Origin of the sequence: Acetobacter cerevisiae (genome assembly GCF_001580535.1) — a bacterium.
GTDB classification, from domain to species: Bacteria; Pseudomonadota; Alphaproteobacteria; order Acetobacterales; family Acetobacteraceae; genus Acetobacter; species Acetobacter cerevisiae.
Genome location: NZ_LHZA01000144.1, coordinates 19201 through 42790 on the forward strand (window position 1 = coordinate 19201; position 23590 = coordinate 42790).

A 23590-nucleotide genomic window follows, 5' to 3' on the forward strand; every position below is an offset into this window, starting at 1 on the left:
GCAAAATGCAGAACCAGATTACCACGTATCTGAATGATGCGGGTCTGGACGGCTGGCATGCAGCGAACGGCCAGAGCGAAACGATCTGGACAAACGGTAACGCCCTGCTTCCGCTGTCTGAACAGACAGACGGCAGAATGGGTCTGCTGATCATCACGGCTCTGCCGGCTGAAAACTATGGTGTTGATGCTGAACAGACGGCCGCTGTGAAAAAGCTTTCTGCCTGATTTTTCTGCATACTCTAATGAAAGGCACCATTCTTTGCGGAATGGTGCCTTTTTTCTTTGTGCTTCCTGGACTGGCTTTACAGGTCAAACCGGGCGTTGAGATAGACGCTTCTGGGGGCGCCGACGAAGAAGTAGTCGGAGGCCAGAACGCCCCAGTAGTGGGTGTTGGCGACGTTATCCAGTTCTGCCCGGAAGGTTACACGGTGTTTGCCGATATGTGTGCGGTAGCTGGCCCGCAGGTTGAGCAGGGTGTAGCCGGGGATGTGATAGACGTTCATGGCGTCCCCCCACATTCTGCCGGTGTAATGCACCTCGGCTGAGGCAGACAGGCCCGGCACGGCCTGAATGTTGTTTGTGAGCGTAAACATGTTCTGGAACGTGGGAATAGCTTCCGCCGTGTTGCCCTGAATGGAGGGATCGGTTTTTTTGTATTTTGAGGCCTCGATCCCCAGACTATCCGTCACCACAAAGCCGAGTGGCAGATCCACGTGGCCGTTCAGTTCAAACCCCTGATAAACCTGCGTGCCGCTTGAAACATAGTAATTGTCGGCATTGGCATATTGCGCGCCGCGCGTGATGCGATAGAGCGCGCCGGTCAGATCCCACGTGCGGCGGGTGATTTTGGCCCCGACTTCCACCTGATCGGACCGGATGGGTGGGAGCGTCTGGCGGGCGTTTTTATAGGTATCACCAACCGTGCCGCCATTTTCCAGAGCCTGAACATAGCTGGCATAGACTGTCATGTTCCGAACAGGATGGTAGAGCAGCGCCACCGTGGGGGTGACGGGATTGACCTTGTAGGTCGTTCGGACATCCGCAGCGCTATAGCTGTTCTGCTGGAAATTGGTGTAGCGCACCCCGGCCAGCAGAGACCATTGGGGCGTGAACGTGACTGTATCACTCAGGAACAGACCGACCTGATCTGACCGGTAATTCCGGTAAACGGGAGACTCGTTATTGACGTTCCACGACCGGGGGATAATCGGCGCGTACATGTTCTGGGAGCCAATATTCACATACTCGCTGTTGGTGGGGAGATATTTGGTCAGCCCCTGCCATGTGGCCCCGAGTGTCACGTCATGTTTGACAAAGCCGGTGTGAAAACTGCCCTCCAGAATACCCTGCGCCTGATTATAGTCGGACCAGCTGCGCGGGTCTGTGGACAGGTAGGAGTCATAATCCCCTGCCCTGTTATTGAGCGACATCCATTCGCTCTGATAGGAGCGCCAGTCCTGACTGTGGCTGTAATCCACACGGAATTTCCAGTTGTTGCTGATGTCCCACTTCAGGCCGGTTGTCAGAAACAGCACATGCGATGTGAACATGGAACCCGGATAGGCGTTCAGGTTTTTATTACCGCTGATGGGGTCAGGCAGTTTGTTTGAGGGGTAGGTTGTGGGGTCGATAAAGAAATCCTGCACCAGCCCGCGTATTTTTCTGTCCTGATAAATGGCATCGGCGGTCCAGAGCAGGTTTTTGGTAATGCGGGCATCCACGCCCAGAGAACCGGAATAGCGCTCCACGTGGGAGCCATTATAGGTCTCGCCTTTTTCATGCGTCAGGTTCAGGCGGTATCCGAACACCTTGTTGAACAGGCGGCCGCCAGTATCGATATGCTCACTGGCAATCGCGCCTGAACTATACCCGGCATCGACCTCGAACGTGCGATGTTCCGTGGGCTTTTTGGTCTGGTAGTTGATGATGCCGCCCGGCGCGTTGAAACCATACATATAGCCGGATGCGCCTTTGAGAAGCTGGACGTTTTCAAAACTTTCAAGCGGCAGCTCAACCGTTGTCATATAGAAGGGCGAGCCGTTGATCTTGTAGCCGTTATAATCATCCAGCGGCACGCCGCGCACCGTCACGCTGTAAGCGTTGAAGGAATAGGTATCCCCATTGGTGACGACAGACGCATCCTGAGACAGCAGGCGGGACAGGGATTTCACCTGTCGTTCCTGTATTTCCGCACTGGTGATGGTGCGAATGGAAAAGGGCGTATCCAGCGGCCTCTTGCTGCCCAGTGCTCCGCCAGAGAAGGCCGGGGTTGCGGTGCCATGCACATCCAGCTCTTCCCGCCTGGCAATTTGCGGTTTTCCGGGTGCGGTTGGAGCCGTTTGCACCGGAGCGGACGGGGATTTACCCGGCTGCGTCTGAGCAGAGTGGGGCTTATGGGCCTGCTGGGTGACCGGTTGCTGGTGGGGCGTGGCTGAGGTCTTTTTCTTTGCAGCAGTGCGGATTTCTGCGGGCGTTTTGGCGGCCGTTTCCTGCGCGTGCGCCATGACCATGCCCATGCCCATCCCGCAAGACGATACAGCAGTTCCAATTAAAACGAAACGTCTTGGTGATATCATTATAGCACGACCATGTTTAGTGTATTGAAGGTCTGAGATATCGGGAACAATTCACATCGTCAATCCGCATATAACGTTTCGTATCTTTATTTTTGTGTTATCTATTTAATACGATTTATATCGTGATATTAGCCCGCAGCACGAGCCTCGGCACATCCCCCGCAGAACTGGCGGCGGCACTGGCGCTTACGGGACCAAGCGGGAATTTGGGAGGAACGGGACGCCGTCTGGCAGTCCCATAGGGAAGAGGCGTGACACCTTAACGTGAAAGCCTGTGGAGGCAGAGCGGTCTCCCCTGCCCCGGGCTGTGGTGTTTGTGCGCTGGGTCTTACTACCAGAGCGGAATGAACTCAGGGCGTGTTTTTGCCTGTGGTGTCGGCGGCTTTTTCTTTTTTGTAGCGTTCGTAATATTCGTCCGCCATGCGGCGAAGCGCGGCACCAATGGCGGCGTATTGGTATTCGTTCAGGTTGGCGAGGGAAGCACGCGCTGAGGGGCGACGCACGGCAAAGCCATCACCCGGCAGCAGGACCACGCCGGTTTCATCCGCAATGCGGAACAGGATGGTCTGGTAGTCCACGCGCGTGATCAGCCAGCGGGCAAAGCGGGTGCCGTAAAGGTGGGTGGCGACGTTGGCGAGGTCAATCAGGGTGTAATAGTGCGTGCAGCCGGGGTCATTGGGGGCTGGCACACCGAGGTCTCGGTAGAGGGCGATTTCCCTCCGGTGCAGCAGGTTTTTCAGGGCCGTTTTATAGGCTTCCCGCCCGTCCATGAGGGCGAAGAGCGCAAACAGCACCATCTGCACCTGTTGCGGGGTGGAGAGGCCTGCGGTGTGGTTGAGCGCCACGGTGCGGCTGTCGGCTACCAGACGGTCAATAAACTTCAGGCCGCGCACATCCGGCGTGAGAGAGGCGTAGCGTTTGTCCAGCGCCTCCTTTTCCTCTTCCGGCAGGGCCGCGAGGGCCCGGTCCAGCACGTTTTGCGTGTGGGTTGCCACAACGCCCAGTCGCCAGCCGGTGGAGCCGAAATATTTTGAAAAGGAATAGACCAGAACGGTATTTTGCGGACAGACGCTGTAGAGCGAACGGAAATTGTCTGCAAACGTGCCATAGACATCATCCGTGACGATGATGAGGTCCGGGCGTTTGGTTTTGACGATTTCGGCAATGCGGGCCAGCCCGGCATTATTCATCTTCACCGAAGGCGGATTGCTGGGATTGACCACCAGAAAGACCTTAATGGCGGGGTCCAGCAGTTTGTCCAGTTCGCTATCCGGATATTGCCAGCCTGCTTCCGGCGCGGCGTAGATTGGGACTTCATCCAGCTGATAGTCCCGCAGTTCCGGGATTTCCACATACGGGGTGAAGACGGGCATGCCGATGGCGGCTTTATCACCGGGGCGGATCAGCCCGTTTTCCCGCAGGGAGGCGAAGATATAGCTGATAGCCGCTGTGCCGCCTTCCAGCGCGAACAGGTCCGTTGTGGCATCGGGCATGGTGCCGCCCGCCATTTCCCGCAGCAGATAATGCCGCACGACCTGCTCCGAGTAGCGCAGCATGCGCGGGGGTGTGGGATAGTCACAGCCCAGAATGCCGGCTGTCATTTCCTGCAGGAAGCCCTCGGCGGACAGGCCGAGCTGGTCCCGCACGTAGGACAGCGCGCGGCGGAGAAAAGCGACGCCGGGTTCGGCTTTATGGTCTGCTACAAAGGCGTTGAAGCGGGCCTCTATGCCGTCTTTCCGGGGGAAGCCGCCTACGCCTTCCGCCATATAGGAAAAGGAGAGTTCCGATTCCGCCGTAGCAAACAGGCCAAGCTGGAAAAACCCCTGCCGGGGGAGTGTGGCCAGAAAGTTTGGATTGCCGCGCCCGGCATCCAGCATGGCGCGCTGGGCGCGTCCGGACGCCAGTTTGATGAGCTGGTCCTTCAGCTCAAACGGACTGAGGGTGTTGAATTTCTCGTAGTCGGGAGGCGTAGGCATGGCCGTTTCCTGAAGCAGGGGCTGCGCAAAGAAGGGGCCAAACATGCACAAAAAAAGTGCCGGTTGCTACCTTTATAGTCAGATAAGGGGTGTGAGAGATCTGCGGGTCTCAGCGTTGTGATGAACGGCTTTCAGCGTTTGGGGGCTGCTCGGACTTTTTTCAGACTCTGGGTGATCCACCCATAGCCGCTGACCAATACCAGTCCGGCCACAACCAGCACCGCGCCGGTGACAAAGCCCGGCTCCACCGGCTCATGCAGCAACACGGCCCCCAGCACCACGCCGAATAAAGGCGTCATGAAAGACAGCACGCCAATGCGGGAGGCCTGGTAATGCCGCAGGAGCCAGAACCACAGCAGGAACGCGATGAAGGAGAGGACGAGCACCTGATAGCCCAGACTAAGCAGCAGGATGGGCGTGACAGTAAAAGCCGTCTGATGGAACAATATCGCCATAGGAAGCAGCAGCACGCAGGCCCCCACAAGCTGGTAGAGCAGCGTTTGTTTGGCGGGCAGACGTGCCAGAGAGGACATGCGGATAACAACCGTCGTGACACCCCAGCTTGCCCCGGCCAGCAGAGCCAGCGCATCCCCCAGCAGGGGCAGACCCGCGCCCTGCCCTGCCCCGGCGGAATGCCCGAGAAAGGCGGTGCCGATGCCGCCAAACGCCAGCAGGATACCCGCCCACTGGAGCGGAGCCATGCGTTCTGACGTTTCCATAAAATGCAGGATGAGGGCTGTGAAAATGGGGGCTGTATACAGGAACACAACCGAGCGTGAGGCTGAGGTGTAACGCAGCGCCTGCCCTAAAAACAGATATTCCAGAAAGAACAGCACGCCCACGGCCAGACCGGGCTTCCATGTCTGGGCCAGTTGCACCAGACGTTCCCGCCGGAAGAGCATGAGGACCACCACCAGCACGGCTGCCAGACCGGAGCGCAGCGCGATTTGCAGGATGGGGGCCATGTCCTGCGCCGAGGCTTTGAGCGCCACCTGTTGCAGCCCGAAACAGAAACACAGGCCGACCATCAGGCTGGTGGCTTTTGCATCCAGCGGCTTGCGCGTGTTCATGCTTGTTTGTCCCTTTCTGCCCGCAATATGGCGCACCCTATGCAGCATGTACGGGCGGGGCGAAAGAGAAGATTTATCCTGCGTGAAACAAAGGGTCTGCGGTGTGTTGGGCTAGTGCGCGGGAGGCTTTTTCCAGTCCGGGTAAACGGCGTAAAATCTGTCCATCAGACTGTTCAGATCCTCCTGCGCAATGGGGGCAATCTGTTCATAAAGGAGCGCAGTCACGCCCTGACTGAGACGATAGGACGCGCCGATTTTCCGGTAGGCGTGACCAATGCCGGTGCCGCTGAGAATCTCTGTGGCGGGGAGCGTAATCACCCGTTGTTCAGACGGGGCCAGATGCGTCTGCACGGGTGTGGTGACGACAAGATATCTGGCCCGCAGCAGACTGGGGTCAAAATGGTCGCGCAGATCAAGCTGCGAGATGCTGATCAGATGGAGTTTCTGGTCACCCAGTGTGTTCAGCATGCTCTCATTCAGCACGGCGCTGGAACTGAGAACCGCGATGCTTCCACGCGGCTGATAGTCCCGCACAAGATCTGCTGTGAGGTTTTGATAAGCGGGGTAGTTTTCAACCTGGAGGGGGTTTGTCTGCTCAGGCAGCAGGGCGTTCAGAACAAGCACGCGATACGGTGCCTGTGTAAACAGGGCGCAATACGTCGCCAGCCCGGAAAGCCCGAGTAGCGTGGTCCCATAGACTGTCTGGAGAGAGGCGCTGTGCAGCCTGCGTCCGGCAGCCAGCATGCCGTAGAGCGCGATGATCAGGCTCCAGAACGCAAAGGGAATAACGTGCTGGATGCCGGGGCTTTGGGTGCGGCAAAACAGGAAGAATGAGGTAAAAAGATTAAAGGCGGAAAACAGGACACAAAGTCTGACGCGCCGGTCTTTTTCCTGACGCAGGCTGACCAGCCCGAAGACAAAAAAGGGCAGGATCAACGTGCCGGGTGCCTTGAGCGTTGTGACCACAGACGCGCTGAACGGCTTTTGGTAGCCATGATAGATGGTGGCGTAATCTGTCTGGAGAATTTTTCTCAAAAGGCCGAACTGGAACAGCAGAACCAGCGCAACGGCCGAGAGACCAGCAAAAGCAAAATGAGCCAGCAGGGTTTTGAGACGCTGCCTGTCATAGATTTTCTGAAACAGGGCGTAATTCAGAACTGGCAGAGAAAGAAACAGAGAGACGATGGTGTAGGCATACCAGCGCCGGAACAGAAAGGCGCCCCAGAGCAGAGTGCCCAGCCAGAGGGCCTTTCTGGCAGACTGTTTTGCAGAAAAATCGGTTTTTAACGTGAGAAGGAGGGCCAGCTCTATGAAGGCAAGGCCGCCAATATCCACAAACCCGCGCAGGGTGGGTGCGATAAAAGCTACGGACGTAAGCGGGATAAGGCAGAGAAGACGTGTTTCCTGTCTGGTTGTTTGAGGGAAAATCGCCTTAAGAAGAGTGTTGAACAGAATAAGAGCTGGAAAAAAATAGAACAGGAGAATGGAGAGGATATAAAACTGCCTGTGGAAGCCGGTAAGGTTGACAAACAAAGACGGGATTATGGCCGCCAGATAATTGTAATCCGCCTTCCAGATAGACGAAAAAATCTTGAAAATCGGTTTTACGGGGCTTTGCGCAGCCAGCTCGTTGAGACGAACGGCACGGTCATAATAGGTGACGTAATCCCAGTAATAGACGTTCTGTTCAAGGTGGATGTAGAGCAGAGCAATGAGTGAAAAAAATACCGCACATACCCCGTACCATGCGAGGGGAAACCGCCTGAAAAACTGCATTCTGTCTGAACCATGCTGAAATAGATCAGGTCAGCACGGGGACGTCTGCCTGAGATAATGCCCCGCTTTTAGGCACTTCCTCAGGGAAAAAACAGGGGGTGCACAAGACCCCCGTGTTTTTTACAGCATGTCTTTTTCTTTTAACGGAGCAGAAAGGCGCGTGGCGACAGCCAGCAGAACGGCGGTGATGGGGGATGCGAAAATGAAGCCCCACATACCCAGAAACGCCCCGAAAATGGTTTGCGAAAGAATGGTGAGTGCGGGCGGCATGCTGACGGCGCGTTTCTGGATAAAGGGAGACATGACGTAGCCTTCAAACGCCTGAATGACGCCATACAGGCCCAGCACCATCAGGGCTTCCTGCGTGCTGACGGACAGGCCAATGAGCAACGCCGGAATAGCGCCCACAAAGGCCCCCAGATACGGGATGAAGTTGGCTGTGCCCGCGATGAGGCCGAGGGGGAGCGCCAGCGGCATGCCAATGGCCCACAGGCCGAGCCAGGTCAGCACGCCCACCACCGTCATATCCAGCATCTGCCCCGCCACCCAGGCGGAGAGGGTATGCGCAATGGTTTGCAGCAGGGAGCGGACCAGCGGGCGATGCCGTTCGGGCATCAGCCGCAGGATGCCATTGGCATAGAGGCGTGGGGAAAGCGCGAAATAGATCCCGGCAATGACAATGACCACCATCGTGCCGACGGAGCCGAAGGTGGACGTCAGCACATTGGTCATGGAGCCTGCAAAATCCAGCCCCGGTGCGCGGCTGCCGCCCCCGGTCTGGTTGCCGCCAAGTGATTGCGGGACGTGATCCAGAATGAGATGGCCGAACTGGCCGCTATTCAGCCGGTCATGCAACGTGCTGATCTGGGACACCAGAGCCGTGCGCAGGTGGCCGGCCTGCACCGTGAGTTCCGGCCCGAACACACGCACCAGCGCCGTGGCCGCCGCAGCCAGAGCCAGCACCATCAGCATGACGGACAGCCATTCCGGCAGGCGCAGCAGGTGCGTAATCCAGCGGGCCGCACCATGCAGCACCACGGCCACCAGTGCCGAGGCGCAGACAACCATCAGCACCGGGCCGCCTGTGCCGATAATCAGCCCCAGAACACCCAGCACGACGACAACCATCACCAGCCGGTAGAACCGGCCCAGCGTGTGCTCCAGCGCCTGCACGGCGGCGAGGGCTGTCGCTGGTTGAGAGGCGGTCGAGTGAGGTGGGTGCGAGTCGTGGGAAACGGAGGGGGCGCTTGCCGTGTCCGGGGTTTTTGTGGGGGGCGGCACCATGACGTTCTGCTTCTCCTGCTGCCCCGCCCTGTTGCCGGGTGGTAGGCAGACTTGCGTGATCTTGCGCCGTTTTACCCGCAGGCACCAGCGGCCAAAGTTTCACACATGCGAGAAGGGGTGAGGACAGGCTTTATCAGCATGGCAGATCCGGGCATGATGGCAGACGGACTGGCTTTCATCTTGTCTTTCACGCCAAAAAAGGCGAGACAACAGCGTACCGCCAGCCATTGATACGCCTTTCCCCGTCCGCTCTTTGAGGCCCGTTGCTTTATGACGAAACCTGACGCTGCCAGTCATCTGGACATGGCGCACCCCTGCCTTGAGGGGAAGAAGCGTCGATGCGGGCGGCCGACCCCATCCGGGACGGAGCAGCTGGACCAGCATTTGCTGGAGGTGGCGGCGAGCCTGTTTGTGAAACATGGTTATGCGGGAACATCGGTGGATCAGATTGCCCGCAAGGCGTCTGCCAGCAAACAGACGCTGTATCGGCGTTATCCGTCCAAGGAAGCGCTATTCAAGGCGGTGATTACCAACGTGACAGCCTGCCTGCTGCGCACCATGGCGGAAACGCCGCTGAAGGACCCGCTGCTGGAACTGAAGCATGTCAGCCGCCTGATGCTGGATTTTGTCGTGCGGCCTGACGCGCTGGGCACGTATCGGATTCTGATTTCTGACGCTTACCGCTACCCCAGCCTGATCACCCATGCGATTGAGAATATCAGCGAGCCGTTTCACGACAGCTTTCTGCGCCTGCTGAAAGCAGCGCAGGCAGCCGGGCAGATTGAAGAAGGGCATGCCGATTCCACGACAGCCTATTTATGGAGTGGGCTGCTGACAGGCTGGCCGATGAAGCAAAGCCTGTTTGGCCTGCCCCCGCTGGAAGATGAGGCCGCGCGCGATGCGTTTTTTGAGCGCGCGTGGGCGCTGTTCCTGCATGGGATTGGGGTAAAGCAGGACTAACGCACAGAGCGGTCTCTAGCGGGCCGTATGCCCGAAATACTGCTCCAGAAGCGCGACGTTCCGCAGATTGGCCTTGAAGGCCGCATCGAACAGATCCCCCGCGATCGGCACGGTATCGACCGCGGTTTCCAGCACCACATTCCCGATCATGCGGGCCAGCAGGCGCGTGGGCACGCGCAGGCGCCAGGCCTCCCACACGATATAGAGGGAGACGAGGCCCATCACCGCGCTACCGCCAACCGGCAGCAGGCCTACGATGGCGTCCACCCCCACCCGGAAGCGCGTGCCGGGGAGGCGGAAGGCGGCGTCCAGAATCCAGGCCAGCCGCCGGACACGACGCAGGCGATGCGCAATGTCCTCAGCGGTATGAGAGGCCGTATGGGGCGAGCCGTTTCCGGCTGTGGCATGAGCGTATGTCATGCCTCACAAAGTGGGAGAGGCCCGAACGGGATTCAAGAGGGGTGGAAATCCAGCGCCAGACCGTTCATGCAGTAGCGCAGGCCGGTGGGCAGCGGGCCATCCGGAAAGACGTGGCCCAGATGCCCCTTGCAGGACGCGCAATGCACCTCGGTCCGCACCATGCCGTGGCGGCTGTCCTCCGTGGTTTCCACAGCGCCCGGAATGGCATCGTAAAACGAGGGCCAGCCGCTACCGCTTTCATATTTTGTGTCGGATTCAAACAGCGTCTGGCCACAGCCCGCGCAATGATACTGGCCGGGACGTTTTTCATGGTTCAGAGGGCTGGACCCCGGATATTCCGTGCCGTGTTCTTTCAGAATATGTTCCTGCTCTGGCGTGAGCGGGCCGCAACCGGTGGGGGAACAGGACTGGGTCATGCGGAGGGTCCTTCTCTTTCTGGTCGTCTCTGGGAAATTTATGCCGTCTTTCTAGCGGGTTTTTTCATAAGTTGCACCGGGGCCATGAGGATATTGCCCAAACAGGCAGCGTTTGGCCCCGAACCGGAACGCTATTTAACGACAGCAGAGGCGAACGGTTGCATCAGGGCTGCTGCGCTGGCGCAAACGGGGCTGACCATTGCATAAGCGAGAGGAAGGCGGCACTCTCCCGCCATGACGGCTTCCATACCCCCCTCCCCTGTTCTTGTCCTTTTTCGGGATGATTTTCGCCTGAGCGACAACCCGGCGCTCCATGCCGCCTGCGCCACCGGCCAGCCTGTGCTGTGCGCCTATGTGCAGGATGAAGCCTGTCTGCCCAAAGGGGTGATTGGCTGGTGGCTGGGGCAGGCTGCGGGGGCGCTGGCCGAAGCACTCGGCAAGCGTGACGGCACCTTGCTGACCCCGCAGGGGGAAACGCTTGCGGTTGTGCAGGAGCTTGTAAAAGCAGCTGGCATTTCAGAAGTTTTCTGGAACCGGCGTTATGACCCGGTGGGCAAGGAGATTGATACGGCTCTGAAAGCCAGGCTGACGGAACAGGGCGTGGCGGTGCAGTCCCTTTCCGCCCGACTGCTGCATGAACCCTGGGCCGTGCGCACCGGGGCCGGACAGCCTTATCGGATTTTTACAGCATGGTGGCGCGCTGCGCGGGATCTGGGCGAACCCGGTCGCCCCCTGCCTGCCCCGCAGGACATTCAGTTTGCCGCTGTGCCGGAGGCGTTTAAAAAGCATGAGGCCTCCACAGCGTTGCTGAAACCAGCGTTGCCGGAAGATGCCACACAGGCTGCGCAATACTGGCCGTGCAGTGAAGAAAACGCCCATACCATTCTGGAAGATTTTCTGGACGATACGCTGGCGCACTATGAAACAGACAGCGACCGGCCCGACCGGGAGGGCACATCCGGCCTTTCCCCCTATCTGCGCGCCGGGCTGATTTCTGCCCGGCAGATCTGGCAGGCTGCCCGAAAAGCAGAAGCCCGCAGCGGTGACCATGTGAATACGGAAAAATTCCTGTCCGAACTGGGCTGGCGTGATTTTGGGTGGATGCAGCTTTTCTATGAACCCCAGATGCCCACCCGCAATCTGCGCTCGGAATTTGACCAGATGCCCTGGCAGAATGACCCCGAGGCTTTTACCGCGTGGACAGAAGGCCGCACCGGCTACCCGCTGGTGGATGCGGGAATGCGGGAATTACGCGCTACCGGCACCATGCATAACCGCGTCCGCATGGTTGTAGCCTCCTTTTTAACCAAACATCTTCTGACAGACTGGCGCAAAGGCGAACGCTGGTTTTATGAGCGGCTGGTGGATGCAGACCCGGCCTTAAACGCCATGAACTGGCAGTGGTGTGCAGGAACCGGGATTGATGCCTCGCCCTGGTTCCGCATTTTTAATCCGGTCGGGCAATCCGAAAAGTTTGATCCCTCAGGGGCTTATATCCGCACATGGGTGCCGGAACTGGCGGGTCTGCCGGACAAGCTGATCCACACCCCCTGGAAAATGGATGCCACACTGAGCCGCCATTTACGCTTTGTGCCCGGCACCACCTACCCGCATCCGATTGTGGAGCTAAAGCAGGCACGCGCCATTGCGCTGGAGAGTTACAAAAACCTGAAAGGCTCTGAGCAAAGCTGAGGCTTTAAATTACGCCCAACTGGTTTGCATTGAGAATGGCCATATCCGTTGTGGCCGCCCCCAGCTTGTGGCGTGCCACGCGCAGGCATAACCGCACGACAGGGTCTGACAGTTTGAGCTTGCGGGCAATTTCGTGCCCCAGAAGCCCCTCTGCCGCCAGCTTCAGGCAGGCTTTTTCCTCTGCAGAAAGATCCTGCACACCGTTCGCCTGAAAGGCTGTTATCCGCAGATAGGCCTCATGCACATAATTCGCCAGCATCTGGTAATCCCGCACAAAGCTGACCCGTGCGAGGCCCTCAAATTTACGGGGGTCATCACTGGTAATGGCGAACAGGCCGCGAGAGCCATCCGTCCCCAGCAGGGGGATGCTCAGCGCTGCATGACCCAGACTGTAATCCAGCCCTTCCATGAGCATACTGTAGCCCGGCGTGCCTTTTTCAATCTTCAGATCCCGCCATTCAAACGGCAGACCATTGTGCAAACCCCTTTTGACGACAGGGTCAATCAGCAGGTAGTTCTGATTATAATAGCGTTCCTGCCATTCCCGGGGATAGGTCGTGCAGGTGAAACCGTCGGGGTTCATGAAATCACCCCCGGAACCTGCAAAATAATAAACAACATTGCTCATGTTGCAGTTTTCAGGAAGCGTCTTCAAAACAGCGGATAAGTCTGGCAGCGACTGCGCGCGTGTAATGGACGACACAAGGCCTTGCAAAGCTTTTGGAAGAATAAAGGTCGGTGCTGTTGTTTGTCTCAATGTCATAACCCGAACTTTGATATCGTACCCTCAGGACTCTGGCCAGCATACGCCTGATACGACGACCCCTCTCATTAAAAATAAGTTGCTTTGTTCAAAACGGGCGGAGCTGCAGTTCAGCCAGATGCCGCAATGCCAGAGGGCTGACATCCCATACCCCTACACCGAACTCCTGCCCGTTGATCTCCCCCTCACAAATGGGAGATGGCAGACATTCCAGCCGCCGATACAGCCGCAGTTTGGACCGGGGATACGTTCCGATGATCTGCTTGATGCCATTCGCGAACGCGCGTGCATAAACCGTTTTCAGCACGTCCAGCATCAGGTTTCGCCCGGCCAGAGAGGATGTGTCAGCCGTTGTCGAGAAATAGGAAAGCTCCCAGATATCGGAACTGATGATATCCGGACATCCCTGAAAATAAGGGGCAAATTCATCCCGCAACATGGTTGGCCCCGTTGTCGGCATAATCCGGACCGAGGCAACGGCGTCTCCCCCATCCTGCAGGCCGACGATATAAAAGGGGCTACACCGCCGATCATAATCGTCTTCTACCGGGCACGGATGAAAGGCCCTGCTCCATTCCGGATAATTTTCGAAAAACTTTTTCCGTGAGCCAAGCATCTTCTCATAAACTGAAAGATACTGATCACGCTCATCATAAGAAAATTCATAAATCATAATTGCCACCTACCCTTAGTCTCAACTCCATATAATTTTGACGTCCTCCTCCTCTATCATGTTTGGCTTTTAACACTCTGCAAGACACCGTGGATATATTAGACAGCACGCAAAGTGATATCTAAAAATTCATATTATGACGTTTGTTTTAAGAATAAGAATTCAACCAATCATAGCTTACAACACGCAATAACCCCAAACGTTCCCTAAAAGAAGGACGCATTTTGAGGCGGGGCTTCTATGCAGAAAATGCAGCAGAATTATGCCAGACTGTTTTATCCAACCCTCCAGTTCCTGAAGAGGCCTTCTCTCTTTGTGATGCTTTGTGGAGAGTGAAGGCCAGAAAAGAAAAAGGGGAACACACCGCAATGCATTCCCCTTTTTTATAATCTGTGTTGGGAGGGATCAGAAATCAGCTTTTTCATGCTCGGTCGAGACGAACTTGATCAGCGTATGAGCCCTGACCGCTTCCGGCCCGCCTTCTGTGCCGTAACCGGAATCCTTGATACCACCGAAAGGCACTTCCGGCACGCCCAAACCGTGGTGGTTGATGGCGATCATCCCGGCTTCCACCTGTTCACCCAGCAGACGCTCCGTGCGCTCGTTGCGGGTGTAGGCATAAGCCGCCAGACCGTAGGGCAGACGGTTGGCTTCCTGCACAGCGTCTTTCAGAGCGGTGAATTCAGATACAATGGCAATCGGGCCGAACGGCTCTTCCTGCATCACGCGCATGGACAGGTTGGGGTTGAGAATCAGCGTGGGGGCGAAGAAGCAGCCTTCATTAGGCAGCGGCACGTCAGCCTGCCAGATGGTGCCCCCTTTCTCCCGTGCATCGGCGACCAGTTCTGTCAGAGCTTTCAGGCGGCGTTCGTTCACCACCGGGCCCATGGTCACGCCGTCATCAAGGCCTGACCCAACCTTGAGGGCGTTCATCTGCGCCTTGAATTTGTCCACAAAGCTGGAGGCAATGCTCTTGTGCAGCAGGAAGCGCGTGGGGGCGATGCACACCTGACCGGCATTGCGGAACTTGGCGGCACAGAGGCGCTGCGCAGCGGCGTCCAGATCCGCATCCTCACACACGATCACCGGGGCATGGCCACCCAGTTCCATGGTGACGGGCTTCATCTGCGCGCCGGCGAGAGAGGCCAGATGTTTGCCGACCGGAGTGGAGCCGGTGAAAGAGATTTTGCGCACCACGGGATGGGCGATCAGATATTCGGAAATTTCTGCCGGGTTGCCATACACCAGAGAGACCGCACCCGCCGGAACGCCAGCATCACAGAACGCGCGCAGCAGTTCCGCCGGAGAGGCCGGGGTATCTTCCGGGGCTTTGACGATTACGGCGCACCCGGCGGCAAGGGCAGCCCCCAGCTTGCGGGCAATCTGGTTGATGGGAAAGTTCCACGGCGTAAAGGCCGCGACCACACCCACGGGGCGATGCAGCACGCGCTGCTCCACATTGGGCACACGCGGCGGAATGAGCGTATCATTCAGGCGGCAGCCTTCCTCGCCAAAATATTCGATGACGTTGGCAGCGCCCTTGATTTCGATAATGGACTGCTCGAGCGGCTTGCCCTGCTCGCGGCTCATGATGCGGCCAATGCTCTCGGCGCGCTCACGCAGCAGATTGGCGGCTTTGCGCATGATGACAAAGCGGTCCCACGCCGTAAGCGCCCGCCATGCGGCGAAGCCCTGCGCGGCTCCGTCGGCCACCCGTGCCAGATCGGCCTTGGAGGCGTGGGCAATCTTGCCGATTTCCTCACCGGTGGCGGGGTTGAAGACCGGCAGTGTGCGGCCATCTGCCGCATCCTGCCACTGCCCGGCCACCAGAAGCTGTGTGCTGATAAAATCCTGTGACATTGCGTATCTCTCCCACTGGAACGACAGACACGCCACCATGACGTTGCCTTATGATCCTTAAGGAGAGAGCATCATCAGGATAGGGATGCAAGGGGGCACGGAGGCTGCCCCCTGCCCCGGTCAGGCGAACAGTTTTTTCAGCTCATTGATAACATGCACACTGGTAATGAGACGCGTGCATTCAAACTGGCGCGGCGTGTTTTCATGCCGGGGGCACCACAAGAAATTGTGATGATCAAACCGCTCCGTGGGGTCGTTCCAGCAGGAGTTGCAGGTGTGCCAGTTGATAACGCGGTAAGGCGTTTCAAACTCATTGGTGGGGTGTGTGAAGCCGGAGATCATCACGACCTCGGTGCCCGCAGCCCAGGCCAGCCAGGCCAGACCTGAACTGAGGCCGATAAAGGCATCCGCATGCTTCAGCCAGCGGGCACGCTCGGAGAGCGGGCGGTTGCCGGTTTCATCTTCCGCCCCATGCGGGATGTAGTTCCAGACAAGGCCGGTGCCGTGCACGGTTTTCTGGTCAATACAGATCACCCGGTAGCCTTTTTCCTTCAGGAAGGCGATGACCTCCTGCCAGCCGGTCGGGTTGTTCCAGTATTTGCACTGCGTGCTGGCTGCACGGCGATGCAGACATACGGCTCCGGGATGGGGCGGCTGTCATCCGGCATGTGCAGACGCGGGGCTTCCTCATGCGGGGAGACGCCCAGAATATAGCCTGCGGTGCGGTGCAGGCCGACAAAGCGGAAGTCCGTGGGCTGCTGGTTGCAGTCTTTGTCGTCAAAAAACAGACCGATGCATTACGTGGCGTAGGCCCTGGCCGGCACGCCTGCCTTCTCGGCGTCCTCGGAGGTCATGAGGGTAATGTTGGGATAGGCTTCCTTAAGCAACGGCAGGATGAGGCCGGACAGCAGGCAGGTGACTTTCGCGCCGCGTTCTTCCGCAAAGCGGGACACATAGGGGAACCATGCCAGCGTATCCCCCAGCGTGCCCACCGGCAGCTGAATGACAACCTCCTGCCCGCGTGCATCATACTCATGCTGGAAAACAGGGCGCTCGACACCATCCGCGCCGATATCAGTCACCTCAATCCCAAAGCGCACATAGTAGCGTTTGCTGGAGGAAATGGTGGCCCCGGCAGCCTCATGATGGAAGAGGATATTCCCGGTATCCAGATCGCGCAGAATGACGCGCCATTTGCCCTCTTTACGCTCGGGCACATGCACGCGTGCGCCGAGATTGAAATCGAAGCGGATCCCGTGCGGGCCTTCCAGCACCGGCAGCGGCGGCGGAGACAGGTAAGCCGGTTTGCCCTCGGGCTTGGCGGCAGGTTCCTGACCCGCCGGCTGCTGGGGGGCCGGCTGCGCGGCATGAGCCGGAGCATCGGCCTGTGGAGCAGGAGCGGGAGAAACGGGAGCTGCGGTTTCAGACAAAGAGAGTCACCTAGAAAAGACAAAATTTTTGTAATTAAAAATTACTAAATCAAGGCCTTATAAAGACAATTAGCATTTGTCTATATAATTCCTGATTTAACACCGGGTCATTCTTCATGACAACATCACCACACTAACACCTAAAAAAGAGTAAATTCTCTCAGACTATTTTCTAACTTAAGGTTGTTTTGATGCGGGTCTTGTCTCGTCGTTCTGCTCTGGTAACATCCTGTGCCGCAGCCTTCTGCGGGACTATACGACGGGCGGGAGCAGCCCCCTCCCTTGCCCCGCGCCCTCTGGTATTTGCGCACCGGGGTGCGTCCGCCTTGCGGCCCGAACACACGCTGGCGGCCTACGCCAAAGCCATTGCAGATGGGGCTGACTTTATCGAGCCCGACCTTGTGATGACCAAAGATGGCGTGATGATCTGTCGCCACGAAACCAATATTGCCGAGACCACGGACGTGGCGCAGCGGCCGGAGTTTGCCAGCCGCAAACGCACCGCCACCATTGATGGCAAGACAGCCACTGGCTGGTTCACGACGGACTTCACCCTTGCGGAGCTGAAAACCCTGCGGGCAAAGGAACGTCTGGCGACACTACGTGTGCATAACACCCGTTTTGACGGGCACTTTGACATTCCGACCTTTGAGGAAATGATTGATTTTGTGGCTGCTGAATCCGCCACATGCGGTCGGGTTCTGGGGCTGATCCCCGAAATCAAACACTCCACGCATTTCCATACGCTGGGGTTTGACCCGGAAGCCGTGTTCCTGCGCACGATTGCTGCGCATGAGTATACACGCATGGCCCCGCTGGAAGTGCAGTCCTTCGAGACCGGCAACCTCCAGCGCATTCGGGCCGATGTGCGGGCTATCAACCCGCAGGCGCGGCTGATGCTGCTGATGGGGGAACGGACAGAGGTGCCGCCGGATCTGGCCGCCAAGGGAGAGAAAACCACCTTTGGAGACCTGATGACCCCGGCGGGCCTGAAGGGCGTGCGGCGTTATGCGGATGTGATTGGCCCTTCCCTGACCGACCTTATCCCACGGGATGCACAGGGGGCGTGGCTTGAGCCATCCTCTCTGGTGGAGGATGCGCATGCGGCGGGGCTGCTAGTGCATGCCTATACCTGCCGCCCGGAAAACCATTTCCTGCCGCGCCAGTTGCGCAATACGGACGGGGATGCAGCCCGCAATGTGCGCGGGTCCATTCAGGAAATTCAGCGCTATCTGGATATGGGGCTGGACGGGTTCTTTACCGATGATCCGGCTATTGGCCGCCGGGCGGTGGACCACATCTGAGAATGGGTCACCGCTGACTCAGGCTGGTGGCATATCCTTGAGGACAAGGGGTAACCCTGCTGCAATAAACAGGACTTTTCCAGCTTTTTCGGCCAGACGCTGGTGGAGAAGACCTGCTTCATCCCGAAACTGCCGGGCCAGTTTATGTTCCGGCACAATGCCAAGCCCGACCTCATTCCCCACCAGCACGGTGGGCGCGCGACGTTCGGCCAGCGCGGTGATGAGCGCGTGTGTGGCGTCTGGAATACTGCGTTCTTCCAGCAGGAGATTGGTCAGCCACAGGGTCAGGCAGTCCAGTAAGAGCGGGCGGTCGGCATGGGCACGCAGAACATCAGCCACCGCAAAGGGTTCTTCCACAGTCTGCCAGCCCTCTGCCCGACCGGCGCGATGGTGCGCGATCCGGTCCTGCATTTCCGTATCAAACGCGCGGCCTGTGGCCAGATAGATCCACGGGGCGGGCAGCGCTGTGATCAGGGCTTCCGCATGGCGGCTCTTGCCGGACCGCGCGCCGCCCAGAATGAGTGTTGTGGCGGGCAGGCCTGCGGGGAGGTGCATGGTGTCGTTCTGCGTGGCCGTGACGGACGTGGGTTCAGACGTAGGCTGCCCGTCTGTTGGTGTGCCTGCCGGACTGGCCGGGTCTGCCCTGAGCGTGATGGGGGTCATGCGCAATCCGCTTTCTGCTGCCGTGTGCCTGTGGTGTTTATCACAGCATAGCAGGCGGGGTCATGCCTCGGTTTTTTTCTGGTGTTTCGCTGTGCCCTGTCTGTTTTGACGTGGACTGAAGCCGTTGCTTATGTACCTGGCGACTGAGAGCTCTTTCGCCTTTATCCTCAACATACAGGATTCTGATTTACTTTCCGCATAGAGAACAAACGTTGTTTGCCGTTTTGTCTCTAACATCGGCCATCTTAGGAATTTAAATGCTATGACCTTATCGCTCATAAAAGGGAAAGATACAGAAAAAAACGTTTGTCTTTTTCTCGAGAAAACCAAACTTCATGTCTTCGAAATACCATACCAACTCCGGCCTCTCTGGGCGACGAAACGCATTTCCACTGCTATCCACCGAGTAGCTGTTATAAAGGCGATCCATAAATTCAGGGTCGTCGAGGCTAGGTTCCAGTCGCTCAATCTCCATCGCGCAACGATCAGAAAATTGGACTAGGTCCGCTGGATGTCCAGACGCCATCACCGGTCGGCTCATAAATGCCTGACCTTCTGGAATATCTTTCGAAATATAAGCCTGGCAAACCTTGAAGAAGCGCAGATGCTCAGGTGTTCCAATTGTAAACGCTTGATGATTAGACAAGGCGACAATGCGGAATTCTTTTTCAAGAACCTCTGCGAATATTAGAGTGCCGCTTCGTCCTTTTGGGTTTCCTGCTTCTTTCCTTCCTATATGAAAATGATGCAGGCCGTCTCTTATGAGCACACTATCGATATCCTGCCCGCGAGCGCTCTGTGAGGCGCCTGGTAGCACCACGCCCTTTGTATTAACAAGGTCCGATAAATGGGGTTTCAGATCTTGACCTGATTCCACCTTGGATAAGAACGATCTGATTTTTGGTCTAATCGCCTTGAACTCTAACCGACTTACACCACTAGCCCATACTCTTACCTCTCTCGGCTTGATTGGTACCAGCCGCATACGCCATGTGAGAAACGCCAGAATGAGGCGGTTAGTCGGTTGCGCGCGCAACGCCTCTATCCCCTGCTTCGTATTGGGAGCCTTCGGGAGAGTGCGGATTATATCTTCTCGAAAGGTCTGAATACGAGGTCGATAGGAAGTGGTGAGCATAGTCTTACAAGCCTCCCGCTTGATCAAAATCAGTTTTCAGACCAAGCATTGAGAAAATGATAGATCGACAATTGACCGGTCGTCCATAACTGTTGACGTCGGTCGTGTGCTCTATTTTGTCCGAAAGCCGACATTCCGTTTCCTCTCTACAAAATCACCTCTCGGTTAAACGGTAACAGAGCATAAAGGCGTAACGCACTATCGGGCGTCGAAGCTGAAAGGGGGCTTTCTCTTTCATAAAGCGGCCTCTGTTCTGCGGGCCGCTCTCCTCATGAGACGATATTCCGACCCTGCAACAAGGCATCTTGTCAGGGGCGTCTTTCCGTGACACACATGTGTCATAACTACATATGTGTGTCACATGCTCCGCGACGAATATGCAGCCCAGACCCGGCAACGTATTATTGAGGCTTTCATTGCTCTGCTTGAAGAAAGCGAGGATAGCACTATTGCGACTTCTGCTCTTGCAAAAAGGGCGGGTGTCTCGCTGCGGACGGTGTATCGTTACTTTCCTTCCCGCGACGCTCTGCTTGCGGCAACGGCTGACTGGCTGAATACGGAAGTCTTTGGGCTGGCGTCACAGGATGACCCGGAGGGCGTTGTCAAAGGGTTTCAGGTCGCCGTCGGGAAGTTCGACAATCGTCCGGATCTTGCCCGCATTCTTGCGCTCACCCGCGTTGGGCGCTCCATGCGCAGCACGTTCCGAAATGAACTGGCTTCCCGGAGGCGGAGCCTCTTATGGAGTGACACACCCGGCATCCCTGCCCCTGACCGAGTGCGGGCAGAGGCTGTTCTGGCCTGTCTGGACAATGTTCAATCCTGGCTGACGCTCCGAGAAGAGTTTGACATGGATGCGAAGGAGATTGGAGCAGCCATCGGCTGGGCGATGGAACTGGTGCTGAATGAGACCCGGCGCTCCGCTCAGACCAAAAAGAAGAAGCCGTGATGCCCACTTTCCCGAACAGGCGGGCTGTGGCGCTCGGTTTTGGCATTCCATGCATTGCGATTGTTCTTGTCGCGCCGTTTCTCAGTTGTCTGCCGCTTTCAGTGTTTGGGATTCCCATTGTTTTTGTCTGGATTTTTGCGTGGTTTCCGCTGACATCGTTGTGTCTGTGGCTCTGTGAGAGACTGCGATGACCGGGGTTATTGTCGCCAGCGTCCTGCTTCTGTCGCTCGGGGCAGCGTGGCTTGCGCGCGTGCGGTCCCGACATATGTCGGTCGAAACGCTGCTTGTGGCAGACCGGGCATTGCCTGCGCCCATGCTGTTTATTCTCACTGTGGGTGAGATTTACAGTATTGGCTCGATTGTTGCGTTTCCCGCCGGGCTTTATGGGCATGGCGTGAGCTACGGATACTGGTTTCTGGGCTATCTGCTTCTGGCCTTTCCGGTTGGGTATTTTGTCGGGCCTGCCATCTGGCAACGCGCGAAACAGTATGATGCGTGCACTCTCCCCGAGGTTTTCGGACGGCATTTTAAAAGTGTTGCGTTCGAGCGGCTGACGGCGTGGGCCTGCGTGATCGCTCTGGTGCCGTGGGGACAGTTTCAGTTTATTGGGCTGCGCTCCGTTCTGGATACAATGGGATTTTCCGCAACACCGGCTGCGGGTCTGGCGGGGTGTGCTGTGATCGCATTCGCCTATGTGGCACTAGGCGGCGTGCGGGCTTCGACTTACGTCGCCTTCCTTAAGGATGTTTTGATGCTGTTTGGCATCGCCGCTGTCGGCGTCGGGGCGATCTGCATGCAGTATAAACTCTCGGGCGGGCATGCGGACATCGTCAGGCCGACGCTTGCGCTCCCTTCTGGCAGCAGTCTTGTCTTTGCCATCACCACAATCCTTTATCAGGGCATTGGGTTTTATTTTCAGCCATCCGTTACCCCCTATTTGTTTACGGCACGTTCGGCACAGGCTGTGCGCAAAGCCATGATTTTCATGCCGCTTTATATGTTGATGTATCCGTTTGCCGTGTTTGCGACGATTTTTGCCCTGCGGTTTCTTCCGCCCTTATCAAACCCGAACGCCGTGTTTTTCCATGTCGCGGGCGTGTTGCTCCCGCCGTGGATGGTAGCGTTGGCAGCCGCGGGCGCAGTGCTGGCCGGGTTGCTGGTTCTGGCGGCCACGTCTCTCAATATCGCGGCGATGATGACGCGCAATATCGCACCCAAACTGGGCCGTCGGCACCCCAAACGGGCCATCAATCTGGCGGTTGTCCTGTTTCTTGTGCTGGCGCTGGTCGCCACGGCGCATGCGCCTGCAATCATGCTGACGGCTTTGAATGTCAGCGGTTATATCGGGATTCAGTTTGCGTCTTTGTGGTTCCTGATTCTGACGGGCTGGCCTGCTTCTGCCCGGATTGCGGGGCTGGGGCTTTTTTCGGGGGCGGGCGTGGCGATCGCGTTATTTGCGTCCGGTGTGTCTCTTGGCGGTGTTAATCCGGGGCTGATCGGACTGCTGGCCAACTGTGCCATCGTGTTTTGTCCTCTGTGGCGTGGTCGAAGTGCGGTGCACGTTCACACTAAGAAAGATCTGTTATGAGCCTTGACACTCTTATAAGAGCCATTCCGAAAATTGACCTGCACTGTCATCTGGCAGGCTCGCTGAGTGCGGAAACCGTTATCGCTCTTGCGGCGAAGAACAATGTTCCTCTGCCGGTGACGGACCCTGACAAATTCTATGCATTTACGGATTTCTACGATTTTCTCGCGCGGCTTGAGGTCATAGGCCGGTGCATGATCACACGGGATGATTTTGCGCGCGTGTCTTACGAGGCGCTTGCGGACGGGTATCGGAAAGGCAACCTGCGCTACGCCGAGTTTTTCTTTAGTCCGAATTACCATTACCCGCACGGGGTCCGTTACGAGACCATGGTGGACGGGTTTGTTGATGGTCTTCGACAGGCAAAAGAAGACTTCGGCATTACTGGCCGCCTGATCCCTGCCATCAACCGGGAACTCGGGCCGGAGGTCGCGATAGCGATGGTGAAAGACGTCCTCGCCCATCGGCGGGAGGAAGTTATCGGGATCGGCATGGACTGTGCCGAATTCAAAGGCCCGCCGGAGTTGTTTAAGGATGCCTATGCTCTGGCCCGGTCCGCCGGTCTGCGCTGCACGGCGCATGCCTGTGAGGATAATCAGACGCTGGCACAGGCACCGCCGCGCAATGTCGAAACCTGCCTTGATGTTCTGGGCTGTGACCGGATTGACCATGGCTATAATATGCTGGCGGATCCGGTTCTGACGTGCCGGTGCAGGGACCGCGGGGTGCCGTTTACGGTCTGCTCCCATACCTGTGTGCCGCAGCGCATGGAAAAGCGGGCAGAAACGCTGAAAGCGATGCATGAGGCGGGGCTGTTTCTGGTTCCCTGTACGGACGACCCGCCGATGTTCGGGACGGATATTGGCACGACGTACGTGACGATGGCGCGTAGTCTGTCCCTGAGTGTGGAAGAGGTCGCGGCGATGTCTCTGCGGACACTCGACGCCTCGTGGCTTTCGGACGCGGAAAAAGCAGCCATGAAGACGGAGTTTCAGGCCGAAATTCAGTCTCTCGGTGTCATGAAGGCCTAAAAGAGTAGGGAGGAAAAAGGTCTCC

At 57.4% G+C, this 23590-nt stretch carries 19 protein-coding genes and 1 pseudogene; 7 read left to right on the forward strand and 13 right to left on the reverse strand.

Annotated features, from left to right (window positions below; all coding sequences use genetic code 11):
• The first annotated feature begins 5 nt into the window (after window positions 1-5).
• The gene (locus AD928_RS15215) at window positions 6-227 is read left to right on the forward strand and encodes a hypothetical protein (RefSeq protein ID WP_062249609.1); all 222 of its coding nucleotides are present in this window, start codon (window positions 6-8) and stop codon (window positions 225-227) included.
• 77 nt (window positions 228-304) lie between these two features.
• Here the strand turns inward: AD928_RS15215 and AD928_RS07845 are convergent, their stop codons facing one another.
• From AD928_RS07845 to AD928_RS07865, 5 genes are all read right to left on the reverse strand, one after another.
• The gene (locus tag AD928_RS07845) at window positions 305-2512 is read right to left on the reverse strand and encodes a TonB-dependent siderophore receptor (protein ID WP_233420006.1); all 2208 of its coding nucleotides are present in this window, start codon (window positions 2510-2512) and stop codon (window positions 305-307) included.
• Between the two features lie 416 nt (window positions 2513-2928).
• The gene (locus AD928_RS07850) at window positions 2929-4554 is read right to left on the reverse strand and encodes a bifunctional aspartate transaminase/aspartate 4-decarboxylase (RefSeq protein ID WP_062249656.1); all 1626 of its coding nucleotides are present in this window, start codon (window positions 4552-4554) and stop codon (window positions 2929-2931) included.
• A 131-nt stretch (window positions 4555-4685) separates the two neighbouring features.
• The gene (locus AD928_RS07855) at window positions 4686-5624 is read right to left on the reverse strand and encodes a DMT family transporter (RefSeq protein WP_062249611.1); all 939 of its coding nucleotides are present in this window, start codon (window positions 5622-5624) and stop codon (window positions 4686-4688) included.
• 111 nt (window positions 5625-5735) lie between these two features.
• Window positions 5736-7400: a hypothetical protein gene (locus tag AD928_RS07860; protein ID WP_062249613.1), complete on the reverse strand. Its 1665-nt coding sequence runs from the start codon at window positions 7398-7400 to the stop codon at window positions 5736-5738.
• A gap of 120 nt (window positions 7401-7520) precedes the next feature.
• On the reverse strand, window positions 7521-8684 hold the full coding sequence (locus tag AD928_RS07865) for an AI-2E family transporter (protein ID WP_082779814.1): 1164 nt from the start codon (window positions 8682-8684) through the stop codon (window positions 7521-7523).
• A 270-nt stretch (window positions 8685-8954) separates the two neighbouring features.
• Here AD928_RS07865 and AD928_RS07870 point away from each other — a divergent pair, with 270 nt between their 5' ends.
• Window positions 8955-9644 (forward strand): TetR/AcrR family transcriptional regulator, encoded by a 690-nt coding sequence (locus tag AD928_RS07870; protein WP_233420007.1) that lies wholly within the window; start codon window positions 8955-8957, stop codon window positions 9642-9644.
• 15 nt (window positions 9645-9659) lie between these two features.
• Here AD928_RS07870 and AD928_RS07875 read toward each other — a convergent pair whose 3' ends face one another.
• Both AD928_RS07875 and msrB read right to left on the reverse strand, forming a co-directional pair.
• Window positions 9660-10064, reverse strand: coding sequence for a DUF4112 domain-containing protein (locus AD928_RS07875; protein WP_062142451.1), 405 nt, complete (start codon window positions 10062-10064; stop codon window positions 9660-9662).
• Window positions 10065-10096: 32 nt separating this feature from the next.
• Window positions 10097-10480: a peptide-methionine (R)-S-oxide reductase MsrB gene (msrB, locus tag AD928_RS07880; RefSeq protein WP_062142449.1), complete on the reverse strand. Its 384-nt coding sequence runs from the start codon at window positions 10478-10480 to the stop codon at window positions 10097-10099.
• Between the two features lie 234 nt (window positions 10481-10714).
• Here msrB and AD928_RS07885 point away from each other — a divergent pair, with 234 nt between their 5' ends.
• Complete coding sequence (locus tag AD928_RS07885) at window positions 10715-12172, forward strand: cryptochrome/photolyase family protein (protein WP_062249615.1); 1458 nt, start codon at window positions 10715-10717, stop codon at window positions 12170-12172.
• Between the two features lie 4 nt (window positions 12173-12176).
• Here the strand turns inward: AD928_RS07885 and AD928_RS07890 are convergent, their stop codons facing one another.
• The 4 genes and pseudogenes from AD928_RS07890 to AD928_RS07905 all read right to left on the reverse strand — a co-directional run bounded on the left by AD928_RS07890 (window position 12177) and on the right by AD928_RS07905 (window position 16763).
• Window positions 12177-12935, reverse strand: a complete 759-nt coding sequence (locus AD928_RS07890) for a helix-turn-helix transcriptional regulator (RefSeq protein WP_082779815.1) — start codon at window positions 12933-12935, stop codon at window positions 12177-12179.
• 88 nt (window positions 12936-13023) lie between these two features.
• The gene (locus AD928_RS07895; protein WP_062249619.1) at window positions 13024-13608 is read right to left on the reverse strand and encodes an acyl-homoserine-lactone synthase; all 585 of its coding nucleotides are present in this window, start codon (window positions 13606-13608) and stop codon (window positions 13024-13026) included.
• Between the two features lie 405 nt (window positions 13609-14013).
• The gene (locus AD928_RS07900; RefSeq protein WP_062249620.1) at window positions 14014-15468 is read right to left on the reverse strand and encodes an NAD-dependent succinate-semialdehyde dehydrogenase; all 1455 of its coding nucleotides are present in this window, start codon (window positions 15466-15468) and stop codon (window positions 14014-14016) included.
• Between the two features lie 120 nt (window positions 15469-15588).
• Window positions 15589-16763, reverse strand: a pseudogene (locus AD928_RS07905) (autotransporter strand-loop-strand O-heptosyltransferase).
• A gap of 326 nt (window positions 16764-17089) precedes the next feature.
• Between AD928_RS07905 and AD928_RS07910 the strand changes: the two are divergent.
• Window positions 17090-18202: a glycerophosphodiester phosphodiesterase gene (locus tag AD928_RS07910; protein WP_062249623.1), complete on the forward strand. Its 1113-nt coding sequence runs from the start codon at window positions 17090-17092 to the stop codon at window positions 18200-18202.
• A gap of 18 nt (window positions 18203-18220) precedes the next feature.
• Here the strand turns inward: AD928_RS07910 and cobU are convergent, their stop codons facing one another.
• Both cobU and AD928_RS07925 read right to left on the reverse strand, forming a co-directional pair.
• Complete coding sequence (gene cobU / locus AD928_RS07915; protein WP_062249663.1) at window positions 18221-18757, reverse strand: bifunctional adenosylcobinamide kinase/adenosylcobinamide-phosphate guanylyltransferase; 537 nt, start codon at window positions 18755-18757, stop codon at window positions 18221-18223.
• A 376-nt stretch (window positions 18758-19133) separates the two neighbouring features.
• Complete coding sequence (locus AD928_RS07925) at window positions 19134-20000, reverse strand: hypothetical protein (protein WP_061500081.1); 867 nt, start codon at window positions 19998-20000, stop codon at window positions 19134-19136.
• Window positions 20001-20361: 361 nt separating this feature from the next.
• Here AD928_RS07925 and AD928_RS07930 point away from each other — a divergent pair, with 361 nt between their 5' ends.
• The 3 genes from AD928_RS07930 (at window position 20362) to add (ending at window position 23565) form a co-directional block, all read left to right on the forward strand.
• Window positions 20362-20946, forward strand: a complete 585-nt coding sequence (locus AD928_RS07930; protein ID WP_062249626.1) for a TetR/AcrR family transcriptional regulator — start codon at window positions 20362-20364, stop codon at window positions 20944-20946.
• 187 nt (window positions 20947-21133) lie between these two features.
• Window positions 21134-22534 (forward strand): sodium:solute symporter family transporter, encoded by a 1401-nt coding sequence (locus tag AD928_RS07940; RefSeq protein WP_062249630.1) that lies wholly within the window; start codon window positions 21134-21136, stop codon window positions 22532-22534.
• Window positions 22531-23565 (forward strand): adenosine deaminase, encoded by a 1035-nt coding sequence (gene add / locus AD928_RS07945; RefSeq protein WP_062249632.1) that lies wholly within the window; start codon window positions 22531-22533, stop codon window positions 23563-23565. Before AD928_RS07940 ends, add begins: the two co-directional genes overlap by 4 nt.
• Window positions 23566-23590: the final 25 nt, after the last annotated feature.

Coding starts and splice junctions, on each gene's coding strand:
- AD928_RS07870 (WP_233420007.1), top strand. CDS start 8,955: ATGACGAAACCTGACGCTGCCAGTCATCTGGACATGGCGCACCCCTGC.
- AD928_RS07890 (WP_082779815.1), bottom strand. CDS start 12,935: ATGACATTGAGACAAACAACAGCACCGACCTTTATTCTTCCAAAAGCT.
- AD928_RS07845 (WP_233420006.1), bottom strand. CDS start 2,512: ATGGTCATGGCGCACGCGCAGGAAACGGCCGCCAAAACGCCCGCAGAA.
- AD928_RS15215 (WP_062249609.1), top strand. CDS start 6: ATGCAGAACCAGATTACCACGTATCTGAATGATGCGGGTCTGGACGGC.
- msrB (WP_062142449.1), bottom strand. CDS start 10,480: ATGACCCAGTCCTGTTCCCCCACCGGTTGCGGCCCGCTCACGCCAGAG.
- AD928_RS07910 (WP_062249623.1), top strand. CDS start 17,090: ATGCGGGTCTTGTCTCGTCGTTCTGCTCTGGTAACATCCTGTGCCGCA.
- AD928_RS07885 (WP_062249615.1), top strand. CDS start 10,715: ATGACGGCTTCCATACCCCCCTCCCCTGTTCTTGTCCTTTTTCGGGAT.
- AD928_RS07900 (WP_062249620.1), bottom strand. CDS start 15,468: ATGTCACAGGATTTTATCAGCACACAGCTTCTGGTGGCCGGGCAGTGG.
- AD928_RS07940 (WP_062249630.1), top strand. CDS start 21,134: ATGACCGGGGTTATTGTCGCCAGCGTCCTGCTTCTGTCGCTCGGGGCA.
- AD928_RS07925 (WP_061500081.1), bottom strand. CDS start 20,000: ATGCTCACCACTTCCTATCGACCTCGTATTCAGACCTTTCGAGAAGAT.
- cobU (WP_062249663.1), bottom strand. CDS start 18,757: ATGCACCTCCCCGCAGGCCTGCCCGCCACAACACTCATTCTGGGCGGC.
- AD928_RS07850 (WP_062249656.1), bottom strand. CDS start 4,554: ATGCCTACGCCTCCCGACTACGAGAAATTCAACACCCTCAGTCCGTTT.
- add (WP_062249632.1), top strand. CDS start 22,531: ATGAGCCTTGACACTCTTATAAGAGCCATTCCGAAAATTGACCTGCAC.
- AD928_RS07875 (WP_062142451.1), bottom strand. CDS start 10,064: ATGACATACGCTCATGCCACAGCCGGAAACGGCTCGCCCCATACGGCC.
- AD928_RS07855 (WP_062249611.1), bottom strand. CDS start 5,624: ATGAACACGCGCAAGCCGCTGGATGCAAAAGCCACCAGCCTGATGGTC.
- AD928_RS07865 (WP_082779814.1), bottom strand. CDS start 8,684: ATGGTGCCGCCCCCCACAAAAACCCCGGACACGGCAAGCGCCCCCTCC.
- AD928_RS07895 (WP_062249619.1), bottom strand. CDS start 13,608: ATGATTTATGAATTTTCTTATGATGAGCGTGATCAGTATCTTTCAGTT.
- AD928_RS07930 (WP_062249626.1), top strand. CDS start 20,362: ATGCTCCGCGACGAATATGCAGCCCAGACCCGGCAACGTATTATTGAG.
- AD928_RS07860 (WP_062249613.1), bottom strand. CDS start 7,400: ATGCAGTTTTTCAGGCGGTTTCCCCTCGCATGGTACGGGGTATGTGCG.